Annotated in this window: 18 protein-coding genes; 6 read left to right on the top strand and 12 right to left on the bottom strand. The window is 44.8% G+C overall.

Annotated elements, in window-relative coordinates; all coding sequences use genetic code 11:
• Positions 1 to 57: 57 nt before the first annotated feature.
• Complete coding sequence (gene rplM, locus AC4MRV_RS14780) at positions 58 to 486, bottom strand: 50S ribosomal protein L13 (RefSeq protein WP_038139704.1); 429 nt, start codon at positions 484 to 486, stop codon at positions 58 to 60.
• Between the two features lie 245 nt (positions 487 to 731).
• Positions 732 to 1,835, bottom strand: coding sequence for a cell division protein ZapE (gene zapE / locus AC4MRV_RS14775; protein WP_491188097.1), 1,104 nt, complete (start codon positions 1,833 to 1,835; stop codon positions 732 to 734).
• 152 nt (positions 1,836 to 1,987) lie between these two features.
• Between zapE and zapG the strand changes: the two genes are divergently transcribed.
• The 3 genes from zapG to degS all read left to right on the top strand — a co-directional run bounded on the left by zapG (position 1,988) and on the right by degS (position 5,132).
• Positions 1,988 to 2,443: a Z-ring associated protein ZapG gene (gene zapG, locus AC4MRV_RS14770; protein WP_491188096.1), complete on the top strand. Its 456-nt coding sequence runs from the start codon at positions 1,988 to 1,990 to the stop codon at positions 2,441 to 2,443.
• A gap of 120 nt (positions 2,444 to 2,563) precedes the next feature.
• Positions 2,564 to 3,931, top strand: coding sequence for a DegQ family serine endoprotease (locus tag AC4MRV_RS14765; protein WP_491188095.1), 1,368 nt, complete (start codon positions 2,564 to 2,566; stop codon positions 3,929 to 3,931).
• A gap of 139 nt (positions 3,932 to 4,070) precedes the next feature.
• Entirely contained in the window at positions 4,071 to 5,132 is a 1,062-nt protein-coding gene (gene degS / locus AC4MRV_RS14760) for an outer membrane-stress sensor serine endopeptidase DegS (protein ID WP_491188094.1), read from the top strand.
• A gap of 65 nt (positions 5,133 to 5,197) precedes the next feature.
• On the opposite strand, the gene parC is transcribed toward degS, so the two are convergent.
• The 6 genes from parC to nudF form a co-directional block, all read right to left on the bottom strand.
• Positions 5,198 to 7,480 carry a DNA topoisomerase IV subunit A gene (gene parC, locus AC4MRV_RS14755; RefSeq protein WP_491188093.1) on the bottom strand — a complete coding sequence of 761 codons (2,283 nt, stop codon included), beginning with the start codon at positions 7,478 to 7,480 and terminating at the stop codon, positions 5,198 to 5,200.
• A 3-nt stretch (positions 7,481 to 7,483) separates the two neighbouring features.
• Positions 7,484 to 9,364, bottom strand: a complete 1,881-nt coding sequence (parE, locus tag AC4MRV_RS14750; RefSeq protein WP_491188092.1) for a DNA topoisomerase IV subunit B — start codon at positions 9,362 to 9,364, stop codon at positions 7,484 to 7,486.
• A gap of 256 nt (positions 9,365 to 9,620) precedes the next feature.
• A complete protein-coding gene (yqiA, locus tag AC4MRV_RS14745; protein WP_491188091.1) occupies positions 9,621 to 10,202 on the bottom strand; it encodes an esterase YqiA in 582 nt (193 codons plus the stop codon).
• 9 nt (positions 10,203 to 10,211) lie between these two features.
• Positions 10,212 to 11,072 carry a 3',5'-cyclic-AMP phosphodiesterase gene (gene cpdA / locus AC4MRV_RS14740; protein ID WP_491188090.1) on the bottom strand — a complete coding sequence of 287 codons (861 nt, stop codon included), beginning with the start codon at positions 11,070 to 11,072 and terminating at the stop codon, positions 10,212 to 10,214.
• Positions 11,041 to 11,481 (bottom strand): DUF1249 family protein, encoded by a 441-nt coding sequence (locus AC4MRV_RS14735; RefSeq protein ID WP_491188089.1) that lies wholly within the window; start codon positions 11,479 to 11,481, stop codon positions 11,041 to 11,043. Before AC4MRV_RS14735 ends, cpdA begins: the two co-directional genes overlap by 32 nt.
• Positions 11,469 to 12,098: an ADP-ribose diphosphatase gene (nudF, locus tag AC4MRV_RS14730; RefSeq protein ID WP_491188088.1), complete on the bottom strand. Its 630-nt coding sequence runs from the start codon at positions 12,096 to 12,098 to the stop codon at positions 11,469 to 11,471. Before nudF ends, AC4MRV_RS14735 begins: the two co-directional genes overlap by 13 nt.
• A gap of 233 nt (positions 12,099 to 12,331) precedes the next feature.
• Here nudF and tolC point away from each other — a divergent pair, with 233 nt between their 5' ends.
• Positions 12,332 to 13,642: an outer membrane channel protein TolC gene (gene tolC / locus AC4MRV_RS14725; RefSeq protein ID WP_491188087.1), complete on the top strand. Its 1,311-nt coding sequence runs from the start codon at positions 12,332 to 12,334 to the stop codon at positions 13,640 to 13,642.
• Positions 13,643 to 13,713: 71 nt separating this feature from the next.
• Here the strand turns inward: tolC and AC4MRV_RS14720 are convergent, their stop codons facing one another.
• From AC4MRV_RS14720 to mnmL, 4 genes are all read right to left on the bottom strand, one after another.
• Positions 13,714 to 14,160: a hypothetical protein gene (locus tag AC4MRV_RS14720; protein WP_491188086.1), complete on the bottom strand. Its 447-nt coding sequence runs from the start codon at positions 14,158 to 14,160 to the stop codon at positions 13,714 to 13,716.
• A 1-nt stretch (position 14,161) separates the two neighbouring features.
• Entirely contained in the window at positions 14,162 to 16,525 is a 2,364-nt protein-coding gene (gene arcB / locus AC4MRV_RS14715; protein ID WP_491188085.1) for an aerobic respiration two-component sensor histidine kinase ArcB, read from the bottom strand.
• Positions 16,526 to 16,640: 115 nt separating this feature from the next.
• Positions 16,641 to 18,392 (bottom strand): sensor domain-containing diguanylate cyclase, encoded by a 1,752-nt coding sequence (locus tag AC4MRV_RS14710; protein ID WP_491188084.1) that lies wholly within the window; start codon positions 18,390 to 18,392, stop codon positions 16,641 to 16,643.
• Positions 18,393 to 18,459: 67 nt separating this feature from the next.
• Entirely contained in the window at positions 18,460 to 19,404 is a 945-nt protein-coding gene (mnmL, locus tag AC4MRV_RS14705; RefSeq protein ID WP_491188083.1) for a tRNA modification radical SAM protein MnmL/YtqA, read from the bottom strand.
• Between the two features lie 534 nt (positions 19,405 to 19,938).
• Between mnmL and gltB the strand changes: the two genes are divergently transcribed.
• On the top strand, positions 19,939 to 24,486 hold the full coding sequence (gene gltB, locus AC4MRV_RS14700; protein ID WP_491188082.1) for a glutamate synthase large subunit: 4,548 nt from the start codon (positions 19,939 to 19,941) through the stop codon (positions 24,484 to 24,486).
• Positions 24,486 to 25,955, top strand: a complete 1,470-nt coding sequence (locus AC4MRV_RS14695; RefSeq protein ID WP_491188081.1) for a glutamate synthase subunit beta — start codon at positions 24,486 to 24,488, stop codon at positions 25,953 to 25,955. The genes gltB and AC4MRV_RS14695 overlap by 1 nt, the downstream gene beginning before the upstream one ends.
• Positions 25,956 to 26,241: the final 286 nt, after the last annotated feature.

Below are 26,241 nucleotides of genomic sequence, written 5' to 3'. Positions count from 1 at the left end.
GCTTTTGCGACGGCCAGTGCCGTAGTATTGATTCTCTGCCATTTTCGAAATCCCCGATTAGATGTCTAGTACTTGTGGTTGTTGAGCAACATGGTTGTGCTCAGCGCCAGCGTAAACTTTCAGCTTACGGTACATAGCACGGCCTAGAGGACCACGTGGTAGCATACCTTTAACTGCTAGCTCAAGAGCCATCTCAGGCTTACGATCAATTAGCTTCTCGAAGCTGATTGACTTAAGACCACCTGGGAATTCAGAGTGACGGTAGTAAATCTTACCTTTAGCTTTGTTACCAGTTACAGTAACTTTCTCCGCGTTAACAACGATGATGTAATCACCAGTGTCACAGTGTGGAGTGTATTCAGCTTTGTGTTTGCCACGTAGGCGAGATGCAATTTCACTTGCTAGACGGCCAAGAGTTTTACCTTCAGCGTCTACAACGTACCAGTCGCGTTTTACAGTTTCTGGTTTAGCAACGAAAGTTTTCATGCTAATAATAACCCGTTAATTATTTAAATTTACACTTAAGGAGCTTTCGCTCCCACTGACTAAGAGTCCAGTCAACACCCCTTCGAGTGGTTGGCACTCTCGACCCGTTATGTCGAAATACCTTCGATAATCAAGGTCTGCAGTAACGGTGGGTCGCAGGATTATAGAGAAGTCAGTTGAAAAAATCACCTCTTTTTAGGCAAAAAATTCATTTTTTTTCAATCTGTACCGAAACTCGAATATCTTTACGCCAAATGCTCTTTTGCCAAATAGTCGTGGCTCTGCATTTCAATCAAACGAGATTGGCAACGTTTGAATTCGAACTCTAACAGCCCATTGGTATAAAGCTCTTCCAATGCTACCTCTGCCGAGATTATTAGCTTCACATTTCTCTCATAAAATTCATCCACCAAGGCTATAAAACGACGTGCAGCATCATCAATAGTCCTATCCATCTGCTTTACATCAGCCAGCAGTACCGTATGGTAGATTCTAGACAACTCTATATAATCATTTTGACTGCGAGGCGTCTGACACAGCTGACTAAACGTCGCATGCAAAACGCCTTCAGAGGTTTCAACCACATCCAATTGGCGATGGTTGATGTCTATTACCTGTTCTCCCTTTCGATCTTCTCCAACTAACTGTTCGAAATAACGATGAAGGTTCTTACTTGCTTGTTCATCAAGCGGATGGTGATAAATCTCTGCCTGTTCGAGAGTACGAAGACGATAATCAATACCACTATCGACATTAAGCACGATGCAGTTTTCTTGAATCAGTTTAATCGCAGGTAAGAAGCGAGCACGTTGCAAACCATTTCGGTACAGATCTTCAGGCGGGATATTAGACGTCGCAACTAAGACAACACCGCGAGCAAACAACGCTTGGAATAAGGTACCTAAAATCATTGCATCGGTGATATCCGATACAAAAAACTCATCAAAACAGATGATCTCAGCTTCCGCTTTGAAGGTATCGGCGACCAACTCTAAAGGATCATTAACATCACCAAGCGCGTTTAATTCATCATGTACTCGATACATAAAACGGTGAAAGTGGACGCGCATTTTTTTATCTGATGGGAGAGCATCAAAAAATGTGTCCATTAGATAAGTCTTACCACGGCCAACGCCCCCCCAGAAATAAAGCCCTTGAGGTGCAACTGGCAGCTCGGGCTTTTTCCCAAACCAGCTTTTCCACCCCGTAACCTTTTCAATGGGAGTATTCACATACTGAACAAACTGATGATAAAGCGTATCTAGAGCGGTGACGGCTTGAAGCTGAGCGTCATCTTGCTGAAAACCATGCTCTTTTATGTCTTTTTTATAAATATCTAAGGGCGTCATGACTTCGAGGACCTACAGAAGAAGAGTTGAAACTGCTATGTAGAGCACATGCATTTTTCTTTATTGGCTGATGGTCTCATAGTACCATGTCGAACGAACATGTGTAACTAACCAGTAATAAACATGTTAAATAACAACGATAAGGAGCTAATATGCCTTGGATTTACGCCCTAGTTGGTTTGCTTGTTGGAACTCTGTTAGGTGTCATCATTTCTCGTCTAACGACACCTGGATATAAGAAACAAAAAAGCACCCAAAAAGAATTAGAAACAGCGAAGTTTGAGTTAGAGCAGCAAAAGCAAGATCTTGCTGATCACTTTGCTCAAACCGCAGAAATGCTCGATTCTCTTGGTAAAGAATACACTAAGCTTTACCAACACATGACGAAAACGTCTTCTGAGTTACTGCCAAACATTCCTGAACAAGACAACCCTTTCAACAAGAAAGTGGCTGAGCAGAGCAAACCCGAGCTGGTAACAGAAGACTCCATAAATGATGCGTCTAATGAAGCACCAAAGGACTACGCATCAGGTGCGACCGGTTTGTTAAAAGAAGAGAAGAAAGAGATCCTCGATTCTGAACAAGCGGTAACAGCAAAGGCATCATAAGCACAAAAATTGCTGAACTTTGCAAAGGTTTTTGAGTCATAACTCTCACGAGCGTCACTTGATCTTTTATTTTTCAATCAAATATAAGATTTAAGACCTTAACTAAGTAGGAGTTATCAGATGAAAAAACCTTTGCTTGCATTAACCGTCCTATCATTAAGCTTAAGTTCAATCATCACACCAATGCCTGCAACCGCAGCATTGCCCCTTTCTGTTAATGGCGAGCAGCTACCAAGCTTGGCTCCCATGCTTGAGAAAGTTACACCAGCTGTTGTCAGTATTTCAGTGGAAGGCACTCAAGTCTCCAAGCAAAATATTCCTGAGCAATTTCGTTTCTTCTTTGGGCCTGACTTTCCTACAGAGCAACTGCAAGAACGTCCATTTCGCGGATTAGGATCCGGGGTCATCATCAATGCCAAGCAAGGCTATGTTGTAACTAACTATCACGTCATCAATGGTGCAGAGAAGATTCGTGTCAAGTTACATGATGGTAGAGAGTATGACGCCGAGATGGTTGGTGGCGATCAGATGTCTGATGTCGCTTTACTTAAACTGGAAGAAGCGAAGAATTTAACGGAAATCAAAATCGCCGATTCAGACAAGCTACGCGTTGGTGATTTCAGTGTAGCTATTGGTAACCCGTTCGGTTTAGGTCAAACGGTCACATCTGGCATAGTGTCTGCGCTCGGTCGAAGCGGACTTAACTTAGAAAATTTTGAAAACTTCATTCAAACTGATGCAGCGATCAATAGCGGTAACTCAGGTGGCGCTTTAGTTAACCTAAATGGTGAACTGATTGGTATCAATACAGCAATTTTGGGTCCCAACGGTGGTAATGTCGGGATTGGCTTTGCGATCCCATCCAATATGATGACTAATCTTACCGACCAAATTTTAGAGTTTGGTGAGGTTAAACGAGGAATGCTAGGTGTCCAAGGAGGCGAAATAACCTCGGAGCTAGCAGAGGCATTGGGCTACGAATCAAGTAAAGGGGCTTTTGTTAGCCAAGTAGTTCCCGACAGTGCCGCAGATAAAGCTGGGCTTGAGGCTGGTGATGTAATTACTTCCATTAATGGTAAAGCAATTACGTCCTTTAGCGAATTACGCGCGAAGGTTGCCACATTAGGAGCAGGTAAGAAGATTGAACTTGGTGTCATCCGTGATGGCAAGCAGAAACAATTCGATGTAACACTGGGTGAAATGCAAAACGCAAAAGCAACCGCAGACAAGTTACACGAAGGCTTATCTGGTGCAGAACTATCCAACACTAACTCGAGTGACGCTGTACAAGGCGTAAAAGTGACATCGGTACAAGCGGGATCAAACGCTGCCGCTTATCAGCTAGAGGAAGGTGACATCATTATTGGAGTTAACCGCAAACGCGTTAAGAATCTTGCGCAATTCCGTAAAGTGGTAGAGAAGCAACCTGGAGTTCTAGCGCTTAACATTCAGCGAGGTGACCGCACTTTGTATCTCGTAATCCGTTAATCATAAAACTTGTAAGTGAGTAGAAAAACGCGAACTCACACTGAAAGGACAGTGGGAAAGTCTACTGTCCTTTTATTATTGCCCCATCTAGTGCTATTCTTCAGCAACTTATCTCCATCAGACGCTAGACGAGGACAGTATGCTGCAATTTGTATTGCGTTCCGTAGGCTTAGGGCTTGCCACTGCAGCTTTATTGCTGCTCGCATTGCCTTCGCTACGAAGCAATATCTTGCCACCGACCCCATCAAAACAGTCGGAAGATAGCGGTCAACAACAAATTTCATTTAATCACGCAGTGCGGAATGCAGCACCTGCCGTCGTCAATATTTATAGCCGAAAATACACTGAAGCCGATCGCTCAAAGCTCTTAACCCAAGGGTTGGGTTCTGGTGTTATTGTTAGTGAAAAAGGCTACATCATTACCAACTATCATGTAGTCGCTCAGGCAGATCAAATCATCGTTGCCCTACAAGATGGTCGAGTCGCTGCAGCCCAATTAGTTGGTAAAGATCGACGAACCGATATAGCAATTTTACGCGTAGAAGGCTCTAACCTCCCTGTCATTCCACTAAATCCCAACTATGCACCTAAAGTCGGTGACATAGTGTTAGCTATCGGTAACCCTTACAACCTAGGACAAACAACGACTTTCGGAATCATTTCCGCTACGGGCCGCTCCTCTATTAGTGCCGATGGTAGACAAGCATTTATTCAAACGGATGCTGCGATAAATGAGGGTAACTCTGGTGGCGCATTGGTTAATACACGCGGAGAACTCGTTGGTATCAACACCGCTTCCTTCCAACAAGCTACTGAGTTGGAAACCTACGGTATCTCTTTCGCGATTCCATATACTCTCGCCAACAAAATTATGCAGAAGATCATCGCTGATGGCCGTGTGATTCGTGGATACATTGGCATTGATGGCCAAGATATTAATTCTGTTACCTCGAGGCTGTTAGGTAATGAGCACCTAGGTGGGATTGTCGTATTGGGTGTAGATCCGAACGGTCCTGCTGCTAATGCAGGATTCGAAGCTCAAGACATCATCTTAAAAATCGATGACCAAAAAATAAATGGCCGGCAAAGCGTGTTAGACATTGTCACTGAGCTAAGGCCTGGCACTGTCGTCGACGTACTTATTCTGAGAAAAGGCAAAGAGAAAACACTATCAGTCACGATTGCTGAAGATACTCGCTAAGCGTCCAAGCTATAGGTCAGGCGTTATAGCCACAAAAAAATCCCATGCAATGCATGGGATTTTTATTATTCAGCGCTATCTTCGTGACTCGTGTCAATGGATGAGTCTTCTACCTCTATTCGAGTGACTCGTTGCAAGCCTCGTGGCAATAGCCCACCACGGCGACCGCGCTCACCGCGGAAGTTATCTAAATCGTTTGGCTTCAAGCCCAACTTGCGTTTACCTGCATATAGCGTAAGTGTCGCACCTCTAGGCACAGCAATTAGGTGAGACAGAATTTCTTCACGCTCTTTGGCTTTCGCTGCTGGGATATTAATGATCTTATTTCCCTTACCTTTAGCAAGTTGAGGAAGATCTTTAATTGGGAACAACAACATACGCCCTTGGTTAGTAATCGCTACAATTTCATCCGAGTCTAGATCCGCAATCGCATCTGGAGCCATCACTTCAGAATTCGCAGGTAAAGTCACCAATGCTTTACCGCTCTTGTTCTTAGACAACAAGTCGCTGCCTTTACAAACAAAGCCATAACCGGCATCGGAACCAATCAACCACAACTGCTCTTCTTCACCCATGAGCACCTGGCGAACTGCGCTGCCTGCAGTAATATTTAAGCGACCAGTAATAGGTTCACCTTGGCTTCTTGCCGATGGCAACGAGTGCGATTCAAGTGAATAGCTTCGTCCATCACTGCCAAGGAATACCGCCTGTTGGTTACTCTTACCGCGCGCATGAGCAAGGTATTTGTCACCAGACTTGTAGTTTAATCCTTCAGCATCAACGTCATGCCCTTTCGCGTGACGAATCCAACCTTTCTCTGATAGAACAACGGTAATTGGTTCACTTGGCACTAGGTCGCGCTCAGTAAGAGCTTTCGCTTCAGCACGTTCAACCAGAGGAGAACGACGGTCATCACCGTACTTATCAGCATCAGCTTGAATCTCTTTCTTCAGTAGCGTGTTCATACGACGCTCAGAGCCAAGTAGCTTCTCTAGCTTCTCACGCTCTTTTTCAAGCTCATCTTGCTCGCCACGGATCTTCATCTCCTCTAGCTTAGCTAAATGGCGAAGTTTGGTATCTAGAATCGCATCCGCTTGAATTTCGGTAATACCAAAGCGCGCCATCAAGACCGCTTTAGGATCATCTTCAGTGCGGATGATCTCAATGACTTCATCAAGATTTAGATACGCAACCAACAAACCTTCAAGGATGTGCAGACGTGCCATTACCTTATCTAGGCGATGTTGTAGACGACGACGTACTGTAGTGCGACGGAACTCAATCCACTCAGATAGGATCTGTACTAGACCTTTAACCTGTGGGCGATTGTCGAGACCAATCATGTTCAGGTTTACACGGAAGTTTTTCTCTAGATCCGTTGACGCAAACAGGTGGTTCATCAACTGATCACAGTCGATTCGGTTTGAACGAGGCACAACAACAATACGCGTTGGGTTCTCGTGATCCGATTCATCACGGAGATCATCTACCATTGGCAGCTTTTTCGCGCGCATTTGGTTTGCGATCTGCTCTAGCAATTTCGCGCCCGACACTTGGTGTGGCAAAGCAGTGATAACAATATCAGAGCCTTCTTTATGCCAAACCGCACGCATCTTAATACTGCCGCGACCAGTGCGGTAGATCTTTTCAAGATCCGCTTTCGGAGAAATAATTTCTGCTTCGGTCGGGTAATCAGGGCCTTGAACAAAGTTCATCACATCCGGCAGTTCTGCTTTTGGATGATCGATCAAGTGAATCGCAGCATCGGCCACTTCACGCACGTTGTGAGGCGGAATATCGGTAGCCATACCTACGGCGATACCAGTAACACCATTCAGGAGAATGTGCGGTAGGCGCGCAGGTAACATTTGCGGCTCTTTCATTGTGCCGTCAAAGTTAGGCTGCCACTCGACCGTACCTTGGCCAAGTTCACCTAGCAGTACTTCAGCAAACTTAGACAGTTTCGCTTCGGTATAACGCATCGCGGCGAAAGATTTAGGATCGTCTGGCGCACCCCAGTTACCTTGACCGTCTACTAATGGGTAACGGTAAGAGAATGGTTGTGCCATTAATACCATCGCTTCATAACACGCTGAATCGCCATGTGGATGGTACTTACCTAACACGTCACCAACAGTACGTGCTGATTTCTTGTATTTTGCCGCAGCCGAGAGACCAAGCTCCGACATTGCGTAAATAATACGTCGTTGAACCGGCTTCAAACCATCGCCAATGTATGGCAACGCGCGGTCCATAATTACGTACATTGAGTAATTCAGATAAGCGTCTTCAGTGAACTTGCGCATCGGCAACTGTTCAACGCCATCGTATGTAATCTCACTAGACATTCATTAAACCTCTGCCATATCACCGTTAGATTGCAGCCAGTTACGGCGGTCATCCGCACGCTTCTTACCTAGCAACATATCCATCATTTCCATAGTCTGCTCATTGTCATCAATAGTTAACTGAACCAGACGACGAGTATTTGGATCCATGGTTGTTTCACGCAGCTGAAGTGGGTTCATCTCACCCAGACCTTTGAATCGCTGCACGTTGATTTTGGCTTTTTTCTTCGATAGGCGCTCTAAGATGCCCTCTTTCTCATCATCATCTAGGGCATAGAAAACTTCTTTGCCACAGTCGATACGATACAGAGGAGGCATTGCAACATAGATATGACCCGCTTCCACTAGCGCACGGAAGTGACGCGTGAACAGAGCACATAATAGCGTCGCGATGTGAAGACCATCCGAGTCCGCATCGGCAAGGATACAGATTTTTCCGTAACGCAAGCCATCGAGGTTGTCGTTATCAGGGTCGATACCGAGCGCAACTGAAATATCGTGCACTTCTTGAGAAGCAAGTACTTGGTCAGCAGAGACTTCCCACGTGTTTAAGATCTTACCACGCAGTGGCATCACCGCTTGGAACTCACGATCACGGGCCTGCTTTGCTGAGCCGCCTGCCGAGTCACCCTCGACAAAGAAGATTTCAGTGCGATTTAAATCTTGTACTGAACAGTCCGTTAGCTTACCTGGCAGGGCTGGGCCTGATGCCACCTTCTTACGCACAACTTTCTTACTTGCGCGCATACGACGGTGAGCGTTAGCGATACACACTTCTGCCAACTGTTCAGCAAGTTGCGGTTTTTCGTTTAACCACAAGCTGAAGGCATCTTTAACCACACCAGAAACAAACGCTGCGGTTTGACGAGATGAAAGACGCTCTTTAGTTTGACCCGCAAACTGAGGATCTTGCATCTTCACTGATAAAACATAAGAACAGCGGTCAAAGATATCATCACCAGTTAGCTTAACACCACGTGGCAGCAAGTTACGGAACTCACAGAACTCACGCATCGCATCAAGTAGACCTTGGCGTAGACCATTAACGTGAGTACCACCTTGCTTAGTTGGGACTAAGTTAACGTAACTTTCGGTGATCATCTCACCGCCTTCTGGCTGCCAGATCACCGCCCACGTCGCCATTTCAGTATCCGCGGTAAACTCACCGATATAAGGTTCAGCTGGAAGAACTTCGTAGCCTTTCACACCTTCAGCTAGATAGTCTTTCAGACCGTCTTCGTAATACCACTTATGCTCTTCGTTATTCACCTTGTCACTAAAGATGATTTCTAGGCCTGGGCAAAGAACCGCTTTCGCTCGTAAGTTATTCACTAAGCGCAATGCTGAGAATTTATGGCTGTCGAAGTATTTTTCGTCTGGCCAGAAATGCACCGAAGTACCAGTATTGCGGTGGCCACATGTGCCTGTTACCGTCAATTCTGTCACTGCATTACCGCCTTCAAAAGCGATTTCGTGAATTTCACCGCCACGTTTTACTGTCACTTCAACACGTTTTGAGAGGGCGTTTACTACCGAGATACCTACCCCGTGTAGACCACCTGAAAACTTATAGTTATCGTTTGAGAACTTACCACCAGCGTGTAGCTTAGTTAGGATAAGTTCAACACCCGAGATACCTTTCTCTGGGTGAATATCAACTGGCATACCACGACCATCATCAATCACTTCGAGAGATTGGTCGGCATGAAGAATGACTTTGATTTTTTTCGCATGCCCCGCAAGAGCCTCATCCACCGAGTTATCGATAACTTCTTGTGCAAGGTGATTTGGTCGCTCCGTTTCGGTATACATACCAGGACGGTGTCGTACAGGGTCGAGACCTTCAAGAACCGAGAGGTCTTTCGCATTATATTGTTCAGTCATAATACGGAATATCTATATAAAGAATAAAAGGGTAGCCAAGCAGGCGGGATACTAAGCTCTAGCTAATTGATTAAAAAATCGAAAAAACGAGCAAACTCTAATCGCTTTGCATCCTGCTCAGCATAAGTGAAACATAGTCTGGAAGAGACGTATTGATGTCAAGCGAGATAAGTAAGTAACGGGTAAATTTATGACTCTTCCCTCAATGAAACTATCAAAATGTGTTCAAGATGATAAGTTCCTGCACAGGAAGGTTCTAGAGTTGTAAGAAATTAATGATTTTTTCTGGGTAGCGTTCAAAGTCCACAAAACTATGATCCCCTCCCGCTTCTACCGTTTGTTTAGCACCGGCAAACTTACTCACGGCTTGTCGATAGTCGAGTACCTCATCTTCTTCTTGCTGAAGTAGCCAAAAATCGGATGTATCTCGAATTGTCGGTGTATCCAGTGCTATCAGTTCATCAATGTGTTGCTCTTCCAGAAGATACTTTTCATTGGTGTACGGGTTAACTTGCTCACCGAGGTAATCAGCCAATAATTCATAAGGCTTAACCGCAGGGTTAACAACCACAGCACGAAAGCCATATCGATTATTTAGCCACATAGACATGTAACCACCCAGTGAACTGCCGACTAAACCAATCCGGTAATCATCTTTATATTGCTCGACAATACTCAACAACAAGTTTGCTGCGAGCTCTGGGAAACAAGGTAACTGAGGAACCAGCACTTTTATGTCCGGTCTCAACTGTTCGCAATATGCTTTCATCACATTCGCTTTATGTGATAGTGGCGAACTGTTAAAACCATGGATATACAAAAGGAGTGACGGTTTCATTAGTATCCCTTAATAGCCTGCTGAGTTGAAGTCCGGCTGAAAGCATCCGGCAGGAAGGCGATGCACCGTAGTTACTAATTGGCCATTGGCTTTAAGCTCTAACTCTCTCCACCCCGGAGACAAGGTATCCAATGCGAAGTCATCCGAATTTGGCTTAAACTGCACACAGGTAGATGGCGTAGCCATCACTTGAACCCCATTGTGCATCACATTCATATCTTGATGGACGTGACCACACAATACCGCATTGACGTTACTATGCTTTTCAACCACTTGCCAAAAATCTTCAGCGTCTTTTAATGTGTGCTGATCTAGCCAAGCACTACCAACTAAAATTGGGTGGTGATGTAGCAACACTAAGGTGTGCTTATCCGCATACTCAGTCAGTTTGGCATCAAGAAGAGCCAATTGTTGATCACTCAAGCGACCATGGGGAACGCCCACAACTTGAGAGTCCAACAAAATCATCTGCCAATGATCGCCTAATAAAACATGTTCAACCTGCTGTATCTGCTGAGAGGGGATCACCGACGTCATGTTCGGTTTATAGTCATGATTCCCTGGCAACCAAAAACATGGCTTTACCAATGGCGCAATTCCGCGTTCAAAGCATTGGTAAGAAGCTTCACTGTGATCTTGAGAAATATCACCAGTAGCCAACACGGCATCGTAGTCACGCTGCTGCTCAATCACTTCTTGAACTACCGCTTTAAAACTCTCGCCGGTGTTGACACTCAACAAACTACCATCTGTCGCTTCAAACAGATGGGTGTCAGTAATTTGGAGCAGCTTAATACTGCTATCTGAAGAGTTTGACGTTACTTTCAAAATTTCAAACCTAAATATTGATCGGCGTCCGGCTGATACCATGCCGTAGACAAAACGTTAACCAATCGCCCAAAAATCGGTTCAATTGTGCTTTTTCATCCTGTTGAACCATTTTGTCATTTGGGTATTCATAACGAGCATTGACTCGCTTTAAATGCTCACATTCAAAGACTTCTGCTACGCGAGCGTCGTGGTAGAGCCTGACAGACATTCTCGGTAATGGAAATACTGGAACGTCATCGCTTTGACAAATATCGACCAAAGTTGTGTACTTTGTGACTTCGCCCACTTGAATTTGATACGTCATATTAGCAGCTTGATAGCAGCGAACATCCCCTACACTCGCATTGCTTGGAATGAGAGCGTTGAGCTTCGCATAATTTGTTTCATAAGTGCGCATCAGTTCAGATAAATCAACATGATACGGCTTTTTAACTGCTACTTGTGCCATTCGCTTCTTAAACGTTGGTGATTCAGTTGTAACCATTGCAGCGCAATGATCGAAGCACCATTTTCAAACTTACCATTTGTTACCCACTCATAAGCCTCTTCACGACTAATGACATGGACACGTATATCTTCACCTTCATAGTCTAAACCATGAACGCCGTGCGCGGTTGTCGCATCTACCTTTCCGACGTAGACATCCAACCTTTCTGAACAGCCACCTGAAGAAGGATAATAAGATGTCACTTTCTCCAGTGACGTCACCTCAATTCCAGCCTCTTCTATGGCTTCTCGACGAACGACATCTTCTGCACTTTCACCACGATCAATAATGCCAGCTACAATTTCCATCTGCCAAGGGGAAGCATGCTCTAATGCTCCCACGCGAATTTGTTCGATAATCACGACCTGATCAGAAGTAGGATCATAAGGTAACATTGCCGCAGCATGACCACGCTCAAACATTTCTCGATCAAGCGGTTGGCTCCAGCCGCCTTCGAATAATTTATGTCGAAAACGGTATTTGACCATGCTAAAGAAACCCTTAAACAGTGTCTCTTTTGAGATTATTTCCACATCTTGGGGAGTAAACTCACCCTGTTGCTTGTCAGATGGTTGCATTTGGCACCTCGCTGAGTGAATCTTATAGTTTACTCAGACAAAAGCTTAACTTCCAAGGACCTGGCTCAACTTTTTATATAATTTTTATATTCTGAGTTAAATTGAATAATTAAATATATTGCACAAGTGGATAGTTAAGTGTAAAAATTTGCAAAGTTTTGCATGAATTAACATCAGTATGGGTTAAACTCTTGACGAGTAACCTTTTTCATCTTTTGGCAGGAATAGGACCTATGAAGAAACTGCTTCCACTATTTATCAGCGCAGCTCTAGGAAGCATGAGCACTAACGCTTTTGCTGATACGCTAGCCGACATCTACAACCAAGCGAAAGAAAACGATCCGACACTACTCAGTGCCGCTGCGCAGCGTGATGCAGCGTTTGAAGCAGTAACTTCTAGTCGCGCGACGCTACTACCACAAATCACATTAACTGCTGGTTACAACATTAATCGTAGCGACTTAGACCCTCGCGATAGCGACAAGCTAACCGCTGGTATTAACTTCTCGCAAGAACTGTACAAGCGCTCAAGCTGGTTAACATTAGACGTGTCAGAGAAAACAGCACGACAAGCAGATGCTTCCTATGCGGCAGTTCAACAAGCACTTATTCTACGTGTTGCTCAAGCTTACTTTGATGTATTGCGAGCTCAAGACAACCTAGAATTTGTTCAAGCCGAAAAGGCAGCAGTAGGTCGCCAACTTGAGCAAACGAAGCAGCGTTTTGAAGTGGGTCTGTCAGCAATCACTGACGTTCACGATGCCCAAGCACAATACGATGCAGTTCTCGCTGATGAAGTATTGGCTGAAAACAGCTTGATTAATAGCTACGAAGGTTTGCGCGAGATTACTGGCCAAGAACATTCAAACTTAGATGTGCTTGATACAAAACGCTTCTCTGCTAGCCGCAATTCAACGCCAATTAACCAGATGATTGAAGAAGCGCAACAGAAAAACTTGAGCCTACTATCAGCTCGAATTGCTCAAGATGTTGCAAAAGATCAAATTTCATTAGCAAGTTCAGGGCATTTACCATCCCTAACGCTTGATGGTGGGTATAACTACGGTGATGAGCGCAACGATAACGCAAGTTACGTTGGCGATAACTCTGACTTCAACGTAGGCATTAACCTAGCCGTACCACTATACACGGGTGGTAATATTAGCTCGCAAACGAAGCAAGCTGAGTACAGCTATGTCGCAGCTAGCCAAGACTTAGAGGCGCAATACCGCAGTGTTGTGAAAGATGTTCGCGCATTTAACAACAACATCAGTGCTTCTATCGGTGCGCTACGTGCCTACGAACAAACCGTGGTTTCAGCAGAATCGGCTCTAGAAGCAACAGAAGCTGGTTTTGATGTAGGTACTCGAACTATTGTTGATGTTCTTGATTCAACACGCCGTCTGTACGATGCGAATAAGAACCTGTCAAATGCTCGCTATGATTACATTCTAAGTGAACTTCAGCTTCGCCAAGCGGTTGGAACACTAAGTGAGCAAGATATTATGGATATCAACGCAGGTTTAAAAACTGCGAAAAAATAATCCAGAATACGAACTAAAAGAGCAGGCTTGATGCCTGCTCTTTTTATTTACGAAAACTAACTGCGATAGCATTAGTAGACCGTATCTATTTTCACATTCTTCTCAACAAGCCACTGTAGCTTATTGTCGACATTCATTTGCACAGCAACATCGACTGGACGCTCTGGGTTTAATTCAAACTGCCATACAAACGCGACTTCCCACTGACTTTCGTTGTGCGTTCTCAGATCCAGTAAGTCGCCATCAATCGTCCATATTTCGTCATCTTGTTTGATAGATATACTCTCAATATCTAATTGTGCAGGTAATACCTTATCGGACTCAAGGTACAGAGCACCATGCAGAGTACTGTCTTGTACAGCCCCAATCGTTGGCATCTTATTAACCCAAAGATTGCTCTTTAACTCAATTGTTGACTGAGCAATTTGCGTCGTATTTGTCTGTTCCCAGACCATCGGTTCGCTTACACAGCCAACCATAAGTGCTGCACCTAGCGACAGCAGAGCGAGTTTTTTCATTCTATGATCCTTGTTGCGGAGTTTGACTCTCTAACCACTCTTTCAGTACTTGTATATCATACTGATACTCGTTCTTCATTTCTTCTACCCAATCGTCGATATTTTCCCACCAAGCAGGTAAATCTGGAGATTGTGCTTTTTGTGCGACACTTTGAATGTGTTTCAGGCCAATCGAGCCTGCTGCCCCCTTTATTTTATGCGCTTCTGAAACAATCCCTTCTTGATGCTTCGCTGTCATGTTGGAATCCAGCAATTGCAAATACCCAGGCATCATCTCTTCAAACATAGTAATACTGTCCAAAACAGGCGCAGCCCCAACAATTCCGACATACGACTCAAGCATATCGAGGTCGAGCAAGCGAGCATATATCTCACTACTCTCCACCTCATCTGCTGGTTGCAGAATAGGCTCTGCTTTTACTGGTTCATGATGGTCATTCGTAAACTTAGCGATAACATTATGAACATCCGTCACTGAAAGGGGCTTACTAATCGCATCATCCATCCCTTTCTCTAAGTACTCTGCTTTGTTTTTCAACACATTGGCTGTCAATGCCACCAGCGGTGGGAGATCTTTATAGGTTTTACGGAAGAAGTCTGCGACATCAAATCCTGTCATGTCTGGTAACTGTATGTCTAAGAACACCAAATCATACAGCTCAGGGTCAAACATCTCGATGGCATCTTGCCCTGTCATCGCAACAGAAACCTCATGTCCCATACTTTCAAGCAAAGAGCGGGCTACCGTAATATTGAGCTCTATGTCTTCAACCATAAAAATGTTGAGCTCTTTCTGCTCTGCTGGCTCTACAGCCACAGATTCTTGTTCCTCGGCAAGCGGTACGCGTATGGTCACCGTAAAGGTACTACCAAAACCCTCTTCGCTAGTCACAGAAATATCGCCATCCATCATATTGATCAGTTGCTTAGACACCGCTAAACCAATACCTGTACCAACAGCATGCAAGTTATCTTTTCCAGATTTCACTTGATAGTACATAGCAAAAATTTTATCGAGTTCCGATTCTGGAATACCAATACCACTGTCTTCTACTTCCATGGTGATGTTGGCAAACTTATCTTCAACCTCTGCACTAACAGTCATCACCACGCCACCTTCTTTGGTGAATTTCATCGCGTTGCTGATCAAATTCCACAACACTTGTCGCAAGCGCGTTGCATCCACCTCAATCTCAGAAGGCAAAGTACTTAAGCGCTCTAAATCAAAACGTAATCCTTTTTGTGACGCCATTAATGCCGAGATACTCTCTAACTCCGCAACAAAGTTTTCAAAATTCAGTGCCGATGGATAAAGCTCTAATTTTCTGCGGTCAAACTTATCCATATCGATGATATCGTTAAAGATATTGCCCAACGTTATGGCACTAACATTAATAGTCTGCATCTGATGACGCTGCTCTTCATTCAACTGAGTGTCGAGCAACATCCGACTCAAGCCAACAATACCATTGAGCGGTGTTCTTAACTCATGACTGATCGTCGAAATAAAGGTGGTTTTGTCACGACTGGCTTTTTCTAAAGATTCTTCATGACGCTTACGTTCGGTAATGTCGCGACCAAACCCGACTAACCCCAAATGACGACCATCTTTGCTGTAAAAAGGAACCTTACGCAGTTCGAAGTAATTCTTATGACCGTCTGGGTATTCAAGCCACTGTTCATACGTCAGCGCCTGATTATCAGAAAAAACTTTTTCATCAGTATCCACAATTTGCTGGGCAACTTCCTTGCTGTAGACATCCCAAGGCGTTAGCCCCACCAGCTGACTCTCTTTCTTGCCGGTAAGCTCTTCCATCGCGCGGTTACAACCAGAGAATACGCCATCTGCATTTCTGTAGTAGATCAAATCTGGTGACGCATCGATAAACGAACGCAGCAACGCCGTTCGCTCAGCTAGCTCCAACTGAGTTCTCTCACGCTGATAAACCTCATTCTCTAGGTCTTTCATCGCTTCTTCGCGAGCTTCTTCTGCTTTGATGCGCTCTTCAATTTCTTGGTTTAGTTTGGCGATATTCTGCTGCAACTTGTTATTAAGCTCTTGATCTCGTGAGCGCATATCTTTGAGCTTAGAAACCAATTTAGACAAACGCTGACGAGATTCCTCTAGCTGATCGACTACAACAGAAAGGAAGTACACTGCCCAAGGTGTGATTAGGAGACCAAAGAAAACAGATCGAACAATATCAATATCATCCACATGGCCACTTAAAACCAACGTAATACCGACTTGTACAACAACAGCTAAAGCGACCAACGCCAAAGCAAGTAAGATGGAAAAACGCAATATGCCCAGTTTAACGAGCAAATCTACATAATATTGGGCGAGGTTTTTTATCGGCTTCATCTAACGCTCCGAATGGAAACAAGGGCAATACTGAGTCTAATCAATAGATTGAGAAGTGTAACAATATTACCTGTTTTCCAAACTAACAGCGAAAAGAATCCCGTACCGAGCAGAGTTAATTATTGGATGTGTGATGTACACAAGTTTGATTGCGGCCGTTTGCCTTAGCTTGATAGAGAGCGCTATCAGCTAAAGCCACTATAGAGTCACTGTTATCATAAGGTTGAGGGACAATGGATACGAGGCCAACACTGGCTGTGACAATGGAAGAAACTTCCGAGGCTTGGTGAGCAATGGCCAGTTGAGCAACGCCTTGGTGAATTCGATCCGCTACTTTTTTCGCACCTTCGACTGTCGTGTTTGGCAGAATAAAACCAAACTCTTCACCGCCGTATCGCGCGACGCAATCACTTGAACGAGGCAACACGTGCTCAAACACTTCGGCAACTTTGATTAATGCCTCATCGCCTTTCTGGTGCCCATAAAAATCATTGAAACCTTTAAAGAAATCTATATCGCATAACATAACCGTTAGTGGCTGCTTCTCACGAATATGAATATTCCATAACGTTTCTAACTGCTCATCAAACCGACGACGATTAGAAATTTGAGTTAACCCGTCGATAAAGCTTAATCGCTCCAGTTCGAGGTTCGCCTCTTCTAGTCTTTGCTCCGCCAAATAACGTTCAGACACATCGCGAGCCATTATCAGCACACCATTAGTGCCAGATGCAGGATCTCTAAATGGCGATTTCACCACATCATACCAAGTGGATTCACCATTACTGCTGACGACTCGATCAATATAGCGTAATGACTTACCTTCGTATAAAACCTTATTGTCCGTTTCAGACAAGCGGCGGTAGCTTTCATTCGGAATTACATCTTGCAGCCGCTTACCGATTAGGTCGTCAACATCAGAAATACCTAATGCCGTAACGAAGGGTTTATTGCACGCTTGATAAACCATATTTTCGTTAAAAATACCGATAGAATCCGGGGAAGACTCTAAGATATTTTGCAATATCGTATCTCTCTGTGCTAACGCAACTTCAGTATCTTTACGCTTTTCCATTTCATCACGTAAATTGCGCTGCATATTATGCCAATCTGTCACATCATGACTAATGCCTAGTGAGCCTATTTTTTTTCCTTCAGGAGACAACAATACTGTCTGATTACTTTCCAATAAGCAGCTTCTTCCGTCAGGCGTTGTAGTCCAACGACGTTTACTTGCTCGGCCTTCAATAATACCCTCAATATCAGCGGCCCCCTCTTCAAAGCGGTTTTGCCAAAAGCGTTGAAAAGCTCGATTGGCAGAGACCACTTCTCCCTCTACATTTTTAATAAATACGAGTTCAGACAAATGATCAAACGCACTCTTATAGATACGCAACGACTGCATTTCAGCTAGCTTTTCTTGGGGCGTATCCTGATGTGGTAGCAAACTAACAAACCAAACCCTTCTGCCTCTGAAAACAGTCTTTCTTCCTGTTACATCGAGCTTAATTTGCGTATGTTTAGAAATACTCCACTGGGAAGCATAGATCTGAGAAGAGTCACTCTTATCGAGTTTTTCGATGAGAAGTTTTAACTCTTGTTGCGTGACTTTTTGAGGTAAAAAATACGACTTTCCTACCTTGCGAACACCGAGTAATTGCTTAGCTAACGAATTGGCGAGAAGAAGCTCGGCACTACTTGTATCAATAAGCAAAGCTGCAGAGGGAGAGCTGAGTAAAACTTGCTCTAAGTGCTTTTGAAAGCGAGCATAAATATTGGCAACCACCAAGATAGACAGCAAGATGACTATTAGATCAAAGCCATGTCCGTGGGAGGCGTCCCATAACCATACCAATACTTGATCCATCTAATCTCTCATGCCAAAAGCTAACAACTCATCCTATAAGGATACAAAGATATCAGCTTATAGACAGTTATTCTGCTTTTAATAATGGCTTTGTATATATAAACGATTGATTTATTGATGATCCTTGCGCCCCTTCACGATTTAGCGCTCGGCCAATCTCTGTCATTGCCAGCCAACGATTCTCACACCACAACGGTGAGAGTAATGTTGGTCGACGTGCAGCTGACGAGACACGATGAAAGATAACGTCTGGAGGAGTCATTCTAATCAGTTCACTCGCAATCGAGACATATTCTTCAAGCTCAGGCGCTTCCAGTCGTCCCGCTTTCCAAGCCTTCGCCATCGTGCTGCCTTCGACAATATGTAAACCGTGTAACTTAATGCCATCGGTTCCCACGTCTAAAACCTTAGTAAGCGTTTCTACGTTATCAGCCCGAGTTTCTTTAGGTAGTCCGACAATCAAATGAGTACATACCTTGATGCCTAAGGCTCGAGCTCGTTGGGTAATTTCGGCATAGCATTCAAAATCATGACCACGATTGATCCGCTTCAGCGTTTGGTTGTTTGCAGTTTGTAAACCTAGTTCAAGCCAAATTTCATAGCCTTGTTCAACATACTCAGAAAGCAGATCTAATACTGCGTCGGGTACGCAGTCTGGACGAGTACCAACGCACAAGCCGACAATATCCGCCGCTTTAAGGGCTTCCTCATACATATTCTTTAGGACTTGGACCTCAGCATAAGTACTCGTATATGCCTGAAAATAAGCAAGGTACTTTTTAGCACGTTGTATTTCACCTGCACGATCTGTCAACTGCTCATGAATACTCTTAATCTGGGCCTGCTCATCAGCAAAAGAGGCAACATTACAGAATGTGCAGCCACCGCGGCCTATTGTGCCATCACGATTAGGGCAGCTAAAACCACCATGCAAGGTCAGCTTATGTACCTTTTCTCCATAACGACGTTGGAGATCTTGGCCGATGGTGTTAACCAGCTCATGTAACTGCATATTTCCCCTTTAAAACGATGAGAATGAATATCATTGCGATCTTTGTAATTTAATTACAGTTTTGAAAATATCAAATAACGTAATGTAGCCTTTTCAAACAAGAGACGAGTTAAGCAAAGTCAATAAACATGCATTAAATACGTGCCTCAAGCCGAATGTTACGTAAAAGTTAAACATATTATTCATTTAAACTACGAAAAAATTGAGCAACAGAGGCGATTTTTGATTGCATTTCGAGCTGACAAAATTGTAGGATACTTTCAGATTTTAGTTTTTTTTGTGTATTTAATTACACGATCAATTACTAAAACGTCGGTATTTCCCCACTCCCACCTATATAAATCACTAAATAGTGATACAAAAAACAGGGAAATCACCAAGGATTGTTTTTCTCGCAATATTTTTCCTGCGAGATACGGAATGGAATCAAAGTCATCAATCTAAGCTGACTTCGAATCATAAAAATAAAGGACAGGACGTAGAACTAGTTTCGACTAGCCAAATTGCGCCTATTTGAACTGGAAGGATGTATCCATGGTAGATAGAGAGCAAAGATCACAGGGTCTTTATACTCCAGAACTGGAGCATGACGCTTGTGGTATCGGTTTTGTTGCTCACCTTAAAAACCGCAAATCACACGCAGTAGTTACTCAAGCATTGGATATGCTTGCTCGTATGGAACACCGTGGCGGTCAAGGGTGTGACCCTTGCTCAGGTGACGGTGCCGGTATCTTGCTACAAAAACCTCATGAATTTCTATTAGAAGAAGCCGTTAAGCTTGGTATTAAGCTGCCTTCTTTTGAGAAATACGGTGTTGGTGTTGTTCTTTTTCCAAAAGATGAACACAAACGAGCACAATGTCGCGATATTCTAGAACGTAATGCCAAACGCCTTGAACTAGACGTAATTGGCTACCGCGTTCTGCCAACTGACAACTCAATGATTGGTGCAGATCCACTGAGCACTGAACCTCAGTTTGAACACGTTTTTGTATCTGGTGGACCAGGCATTACACCTGAAGAACTGGAACGTAAGCTATACGTATTACGTAACTACACCGTGCGTGTTTGTCTTGAGAGCGTTTCAAACATTGGCGATGACTTCTACATCAACTCAATGTCTTACAAGACAGTGGTGTACAAAGGTCAGCTAACCACAGAGCAAGTACCACAGTACTTCTTAGATCTACAGAATCCAACGATGGTGAGTGCGCTAGCGCTTGTTCACTCTCGCTTCTCTACCAATACATTCCCTCGCTGGCGCCTGGCTCAGCCTTTCCGTTACATTGCTCACAATGGTGAAATCAATACAGTTCGCGGCAACCTGAACTGGATGAAAGCTCGTGAAGCAATCATCGAATCTGACTTGTTTACTCAAGCAGAGATCGACATGCTACTGCCTATCTGTCAAGAAGGCGCATCTGATTCATCTAACTTCGATATGGCACTTGAGCTCCTAGTTCTATCTGGTCGCAGCCTGCCACATGCGTTGATGATGATGATCCCTGAAGCATGGCAAGAAAACAAAAACATGGATCCAACTCGTCGCGCGTTCTACCAGTACCACGCGAACGTAATGGAACCATGGGATGGCCCAGCATCGGTATGTTTCACTGATGGTGTTCAAGTAGGTGCAACTCTTGACCGTAACGGTCTGCGCCCTTCTCGCTACACAGTGACCAAAGATGACTTCCTAGTAATGGCTTCAGAGTCTGGTGTTGTTGAAATTGAACCAGAGAACGTTGAGTTCCGTGGTCGTCTACAACCAGGTCGTATCTTCGTCGCTGACCTAGAGCAAGGTCGCATCATCTCTGATGAAGAAGTGAAAGACGGCATTGCATCAGCACAGCCTTACGAGAAGTGGGTTGAAGAGAACCTACTGAGCCTGAAGAAACTGCCAGATGCGAGCAACGAATTCAGCCAGCCTTCACCAGAGAAGCTACTGCACAAGCAGCAAGCGTTTGGTGTCAGCTCGGAAGAAGTTAACGAAATCATTGTACCGATGGCGAAAGATGGCAAAGAGCCACTTTCTGCAATGGGTGCCGACTGGCCACTAGCGATTCTTTCGCACCAGTCACAACATCTATCAAACTACTTTAAGCAGCTGTTTGCTCAGGTAACTAACCCGCCAATCGACCCGATTCGTGAGCGTATGGTTATGTCTCTGAACACTTACCTAGGTAAAGATCAGAACCTGCTTGCTGAGTCACCAGAGCACTGTCAAAAAGTAGAGCTTGAGTCTCCAGTTCTCTCTAACTCTGAACTTGAGAAGCTACGTGCTATCGACAACGAGCACCTTCAAGCTAAGACACTAGACATCGTATTCCAAGCAAGTGAAGACGAAGGCAAACTAGAGCGTGCACTTAAGCGTATCTGTCAGTACGCAGAAGATGCCGTTATCGATGGTTACTCAATCATCCTTCTAACAGACCGCGCGGTTAACTCGAACCACGCTGCAATCCCAGCAATGCTGGCGGTTGGCGCAGTTCACCACCACCTAATCCGTAAGGGTCTACGTGCGAAGTGTGACATTGTGGTTGAGACTGGTGATGCTCGTGAGACGCACCACTTCGCAACTCTGATCGGTTACGGCGCAAACGCAGTGAACCCATACCTAGTTATCGAAACTATGGTTGACCTGCAGCGTACGAAGAAGCTTGATCCGGAAACAAACATTCGCGAGCTGTTCGAAAACTACCGTAAGTCAATCAATGGCGGTCTTCTGAAGATCTTCTCGAAGATGGGTATTTCAACACTGCAGTCTTACCACGGTGCACAGATCTTCGAAGCATTGGGTATCAGCAAGTCTGTGGTTGATAAGTACTTCACAGGTACAGTTTCACGTATCCAAGGTCTAACGATCGATGATATCGCTAAGGAAGTTCTAGTACGTCACCGTATCGGCTTCCCGACTCGTGAAATCCCAGTACAAGTGCTTGATGTGGGTGGTGTTTACCAGTGGAAACAGCGTGGTGAAAAACACCTGTTTAACCCTGAGACTATCTCACTACTACAAGAATCAACGCGCAACAAAGACTACGCTCAGTTCAAGAAATACGCGAAAGCGGTAGACGACCAAGGCGATAACGCAGCAACGCTACGTAGCCAACTAGACTTTGTTAAGAACCCAGCAGGTTCAATCCCGCTAGAAGAAGTAGAACCAATCGAAAACATCCTTAAGCGTTTCGCGACAGGTGCAATGTCCTTCGGTTCTATCTCTTACGAAGCGCACTCAACACTAGCAGTTGCGATGAACCGCATCGGCGCGAAGTCGAACTCTGGTGAAGGCGGTGAAGACCCAACTCGTTTCGAACGCAAAGAAAACGGTGATTGGGAACGCTCTGCAATCAAACAGGTTGCTTCAGGCCGCTTCGGTGTAACGTCTTACTACCTAACTAACGCTGATGAGCTACAGATCAAGATGGCTCAAGGTGCGAAACCAGGTGAAGGTGGTCAGCTACCAGGTGATAAGGTTGATGACTGGATCGGTGCAACACGTCACTCGACTCCGGGCGTAGGTCTAATCTCGCCACCACCGCACCACGATATCTACTCAATCGAAGATTTGGCTCAGCTAATCTACGACTTGAAGAACGCTAACCGCGCTGGCCGTGTCAACGTGAAGCTAGTATCGGAAGCTGGCGTAGGTACGATCGCATCAGGTGTAGCAAAAGCGAAAGCTGACGTTGTTCTTATCGCAGGTTTTGATGGCGGTACAGGTGCATCACCTATGTCATCTATCCGTCACACAGGTCTTCCATGGGAGCTTGGTCTAGCGGAAACGCATCAAACTCTACTGAAGAATGGTCTACGTAACCGTATCGTCGTTCAGTCTGATGGTCAGATGAAAACACCGCGCGACCTAGCAGTCGCAACACTACTTGGCGCTGAGGAATGGGGTGTCGCTACAGCAGCTCTCGTTGTTGAAGGCTGTATCATGATGCGTAAGTGTCATAAGAACACCTGTCCTGTTGGTATCGCGACTCAGAACAAGACGCTACGTGAACGCTTTGATGGCCGCGTAGAAGACGTTGTGACCTTCTTCCAGTACATGGCTGAAGGTCTACGTGAAGTGATGGCTGAGCTAGGCTACCGCACTATCGATGAGATGGTAGGTCAGTCTCACAAACTGAAAGTGCGTGAAGACATCAAACACTGGAAATACAAGAACCTAGATCTGTCTCCTGTACTTCACATTGAACAAGTACGTGAAGACGATGGCGTTTACAACCAAACAGAGCAAAACCACAATCTTGAAGAAGTTCTCGATCGTAAGTTGATTCAAGCGGCTATCCCTGCGCTTGAGAAAGGTGAAGCAGTAACAGCTGAGTTCCCTATCATCAACACCGACCGCTCTGCGGGTACCATGCTGTCGAACGAAATCTCGAAAGTTTATAAAGACGCAGGTCTACCTCAACCAATGAACGTTAAGTTCAACGGCTCAGCAGGTCAATCTTTCGGTGCTTTCCTTGCTAAGGGCGTCAAGTTCGAAGTAGAAGGCGATGCGAACGATTACTGGGGCAAAGGCCTATCTGGCGGTACGCTAGTCCTTTACCCAGATACAAAATCAACCATCGTAGCGGAAGATAACATTGTAGTTGGTAACGTATGTTTCTACGGTGCAACGTCTGGTGAGTCGTACATCCGCGGTATGGCTGGTGAACGTTTCTGTGTTCGTAACTCAGGTGCGAAAGTAGTCGTTGAAGGTGTCGGTGACCACGGTTGTGAATACATGACTGGTGGTGTTGCGGTAATCCTTGGTTCAACAGGCCGTAACTTTGCGGCGGGTATGAGTGGCGGTGTGGCTTACGTTTGGGATAAGTCTGGTGACTTCGAAACTAAGCTCAACCCTGAACTGGTAGACCTAGATCCAATCGAAGCAGAAGATCGTCAACTACTGAAAGAGATGCTAACCAAGCAAGTTCAATTCACAGGAAGTGAAGTCGCTAAGTCTTTCCTTGATAACTTTGAAGCAAGCCTAGCCTCTATGGTTAAGGTAATGCCGCGTGACTACAAAGCGGTACTTCTAAAGCGTAAGGCTGAAGCAGAGCAAGCACAAACGGAACAAGTGGAGGCAGTATAATGGGTAAGCCTACTGGATTTTTAGAACATGGTCGCGAACTTCCTCAGAAGATCGATCCATCAGTTCGTATTGAAAACAACAAAGAATTCGTTCTGAACGAAGAGTTTGGTGACAAGATCAATACTCAGGCTTCTCGTTGTATGGACTGTGGTGTTCCTTTCTGTCACAACGGTTGTCCGATTGGGAACATCATCCCTGAATTCAACGATGCGGTTTACCGTGACAGTTGGGAAGAAGCGTGGAACATCTTAAGTTCAACCAACAACTTCCCAGAATTCACTGGTCGCGTATGTCCTGCTCCATGTGAAAGTGCATGTGTTCTTGGTATCAACCAAGATCCAATCACAATCTGTAATATTGAGAAAACCATTGTAGAAACTGCGTACCGTGAAGGGTACGCAAAACCGAAAACGCCTCGTTCACGCACAGGTAAAACGATCGCAATCATCGGTTCTGGTCCTGCAGGTCTTGCAGCTGCAGAGCAGCTAAACAGTGCTGGTCACTCGGTCACTGTGTTTGAACGTGATGAAAAAGTCGGTGGTCTACTGCGTTTCGGTATCCCTGATTTCAAACTGGGTATGGATGTGATTGATCGTAAGATCAACCTAATGGCTGAAGCGGGCGTTGAGTTCAAAGTTAATCAACACATTGGCGTTGATGTGAATGCTCAGCAACTACGTCAAGAGTTTGATGTGGTACTTCTGACTGGCGGTTCAACGGTTCCACGCGACCTTCCTGTACCAGGACGTGAACTAAAAGGTGTTCACTTCGCAATGGAATTCCTTGGTCAAAACAACCGCCGCGCCAATGGCATGGACCTAAAGACAGAAGAAATTCACGCTAAAGATAAGCACGTTGTGGTTATCGGTGGTGGTGATACCGGCTCTGACTGTGTTGGTACATCAAACCGCCACAAGGCAGCAAGCGTAACTCAAGTAGAAATCATGCCGATTCCACCTGAAAAGCGCCCAGCAAACATGCCTTGGCCTCAGTACCCAATGATTCTCCGTACCTCAACTTCACACGAAGAAGGTGTCGATCGTCATTGGAATATCCTGACTAAAGAGTTTGTCGGTAACGAGAAAGGTGAAGTCACAGGTCTACGTCTTGCGGATATCGTATGGCAAGATGCTGCGCCAGGTGAGCGTCCAAGCTTCAAAGAAGTTGAAGGCAGCGAGCGTGTTATTCCATGTGATATGGCGTTCCTCGCAATGGGCTTCCTTCACCCAGAACCAACAGGTGTGTTAGCACAACTAGATATCAAGCTGGATGAGCGCGGTAACGTCGCGACTGAAGGTTTTGCTACCAACCAAAAAGGTGTCTTTGCTGCAGGTGATATGCGTACTGGCCAGTCACTGGTTGTACGTTGTATCAACGAAGGCCGAGAGTGTGCGATTGCTATCGATGACTACCTCATGGGTAATTCGAACCTAGAAGCAAAAGCGAACTCATTAATGCTATCGGCATAAGTTAAAACCACCTAGTGACACTTTTAGTAGATGCTAGGTGGTCTTAATTAAGCAATCATTCCTTCCAAACTTTATGATTTGACCAGTACATTGTGCTGGTCTTTTTTATAATCTTGAAATGCCCTTTGTTGCAAAAATGTAACAACAAAAACCTTAACCATCTGAATTTTATAGACAATTACAGCGTATTAAGTGGTAAATCGCACATTGACATGATTTTCCACCAGGAACTTGACCTTTTTCATAATAACCTATACGTTGTGAAGTCGATGAAAATGATTTCCTC

This window comes from Vibrio sp. (assembly GCF_984391705.1).
Note: the sequence above shows the minus strand (reverse complement) of the source record. Positions and strands in the feature narration are given on the sequence as shown.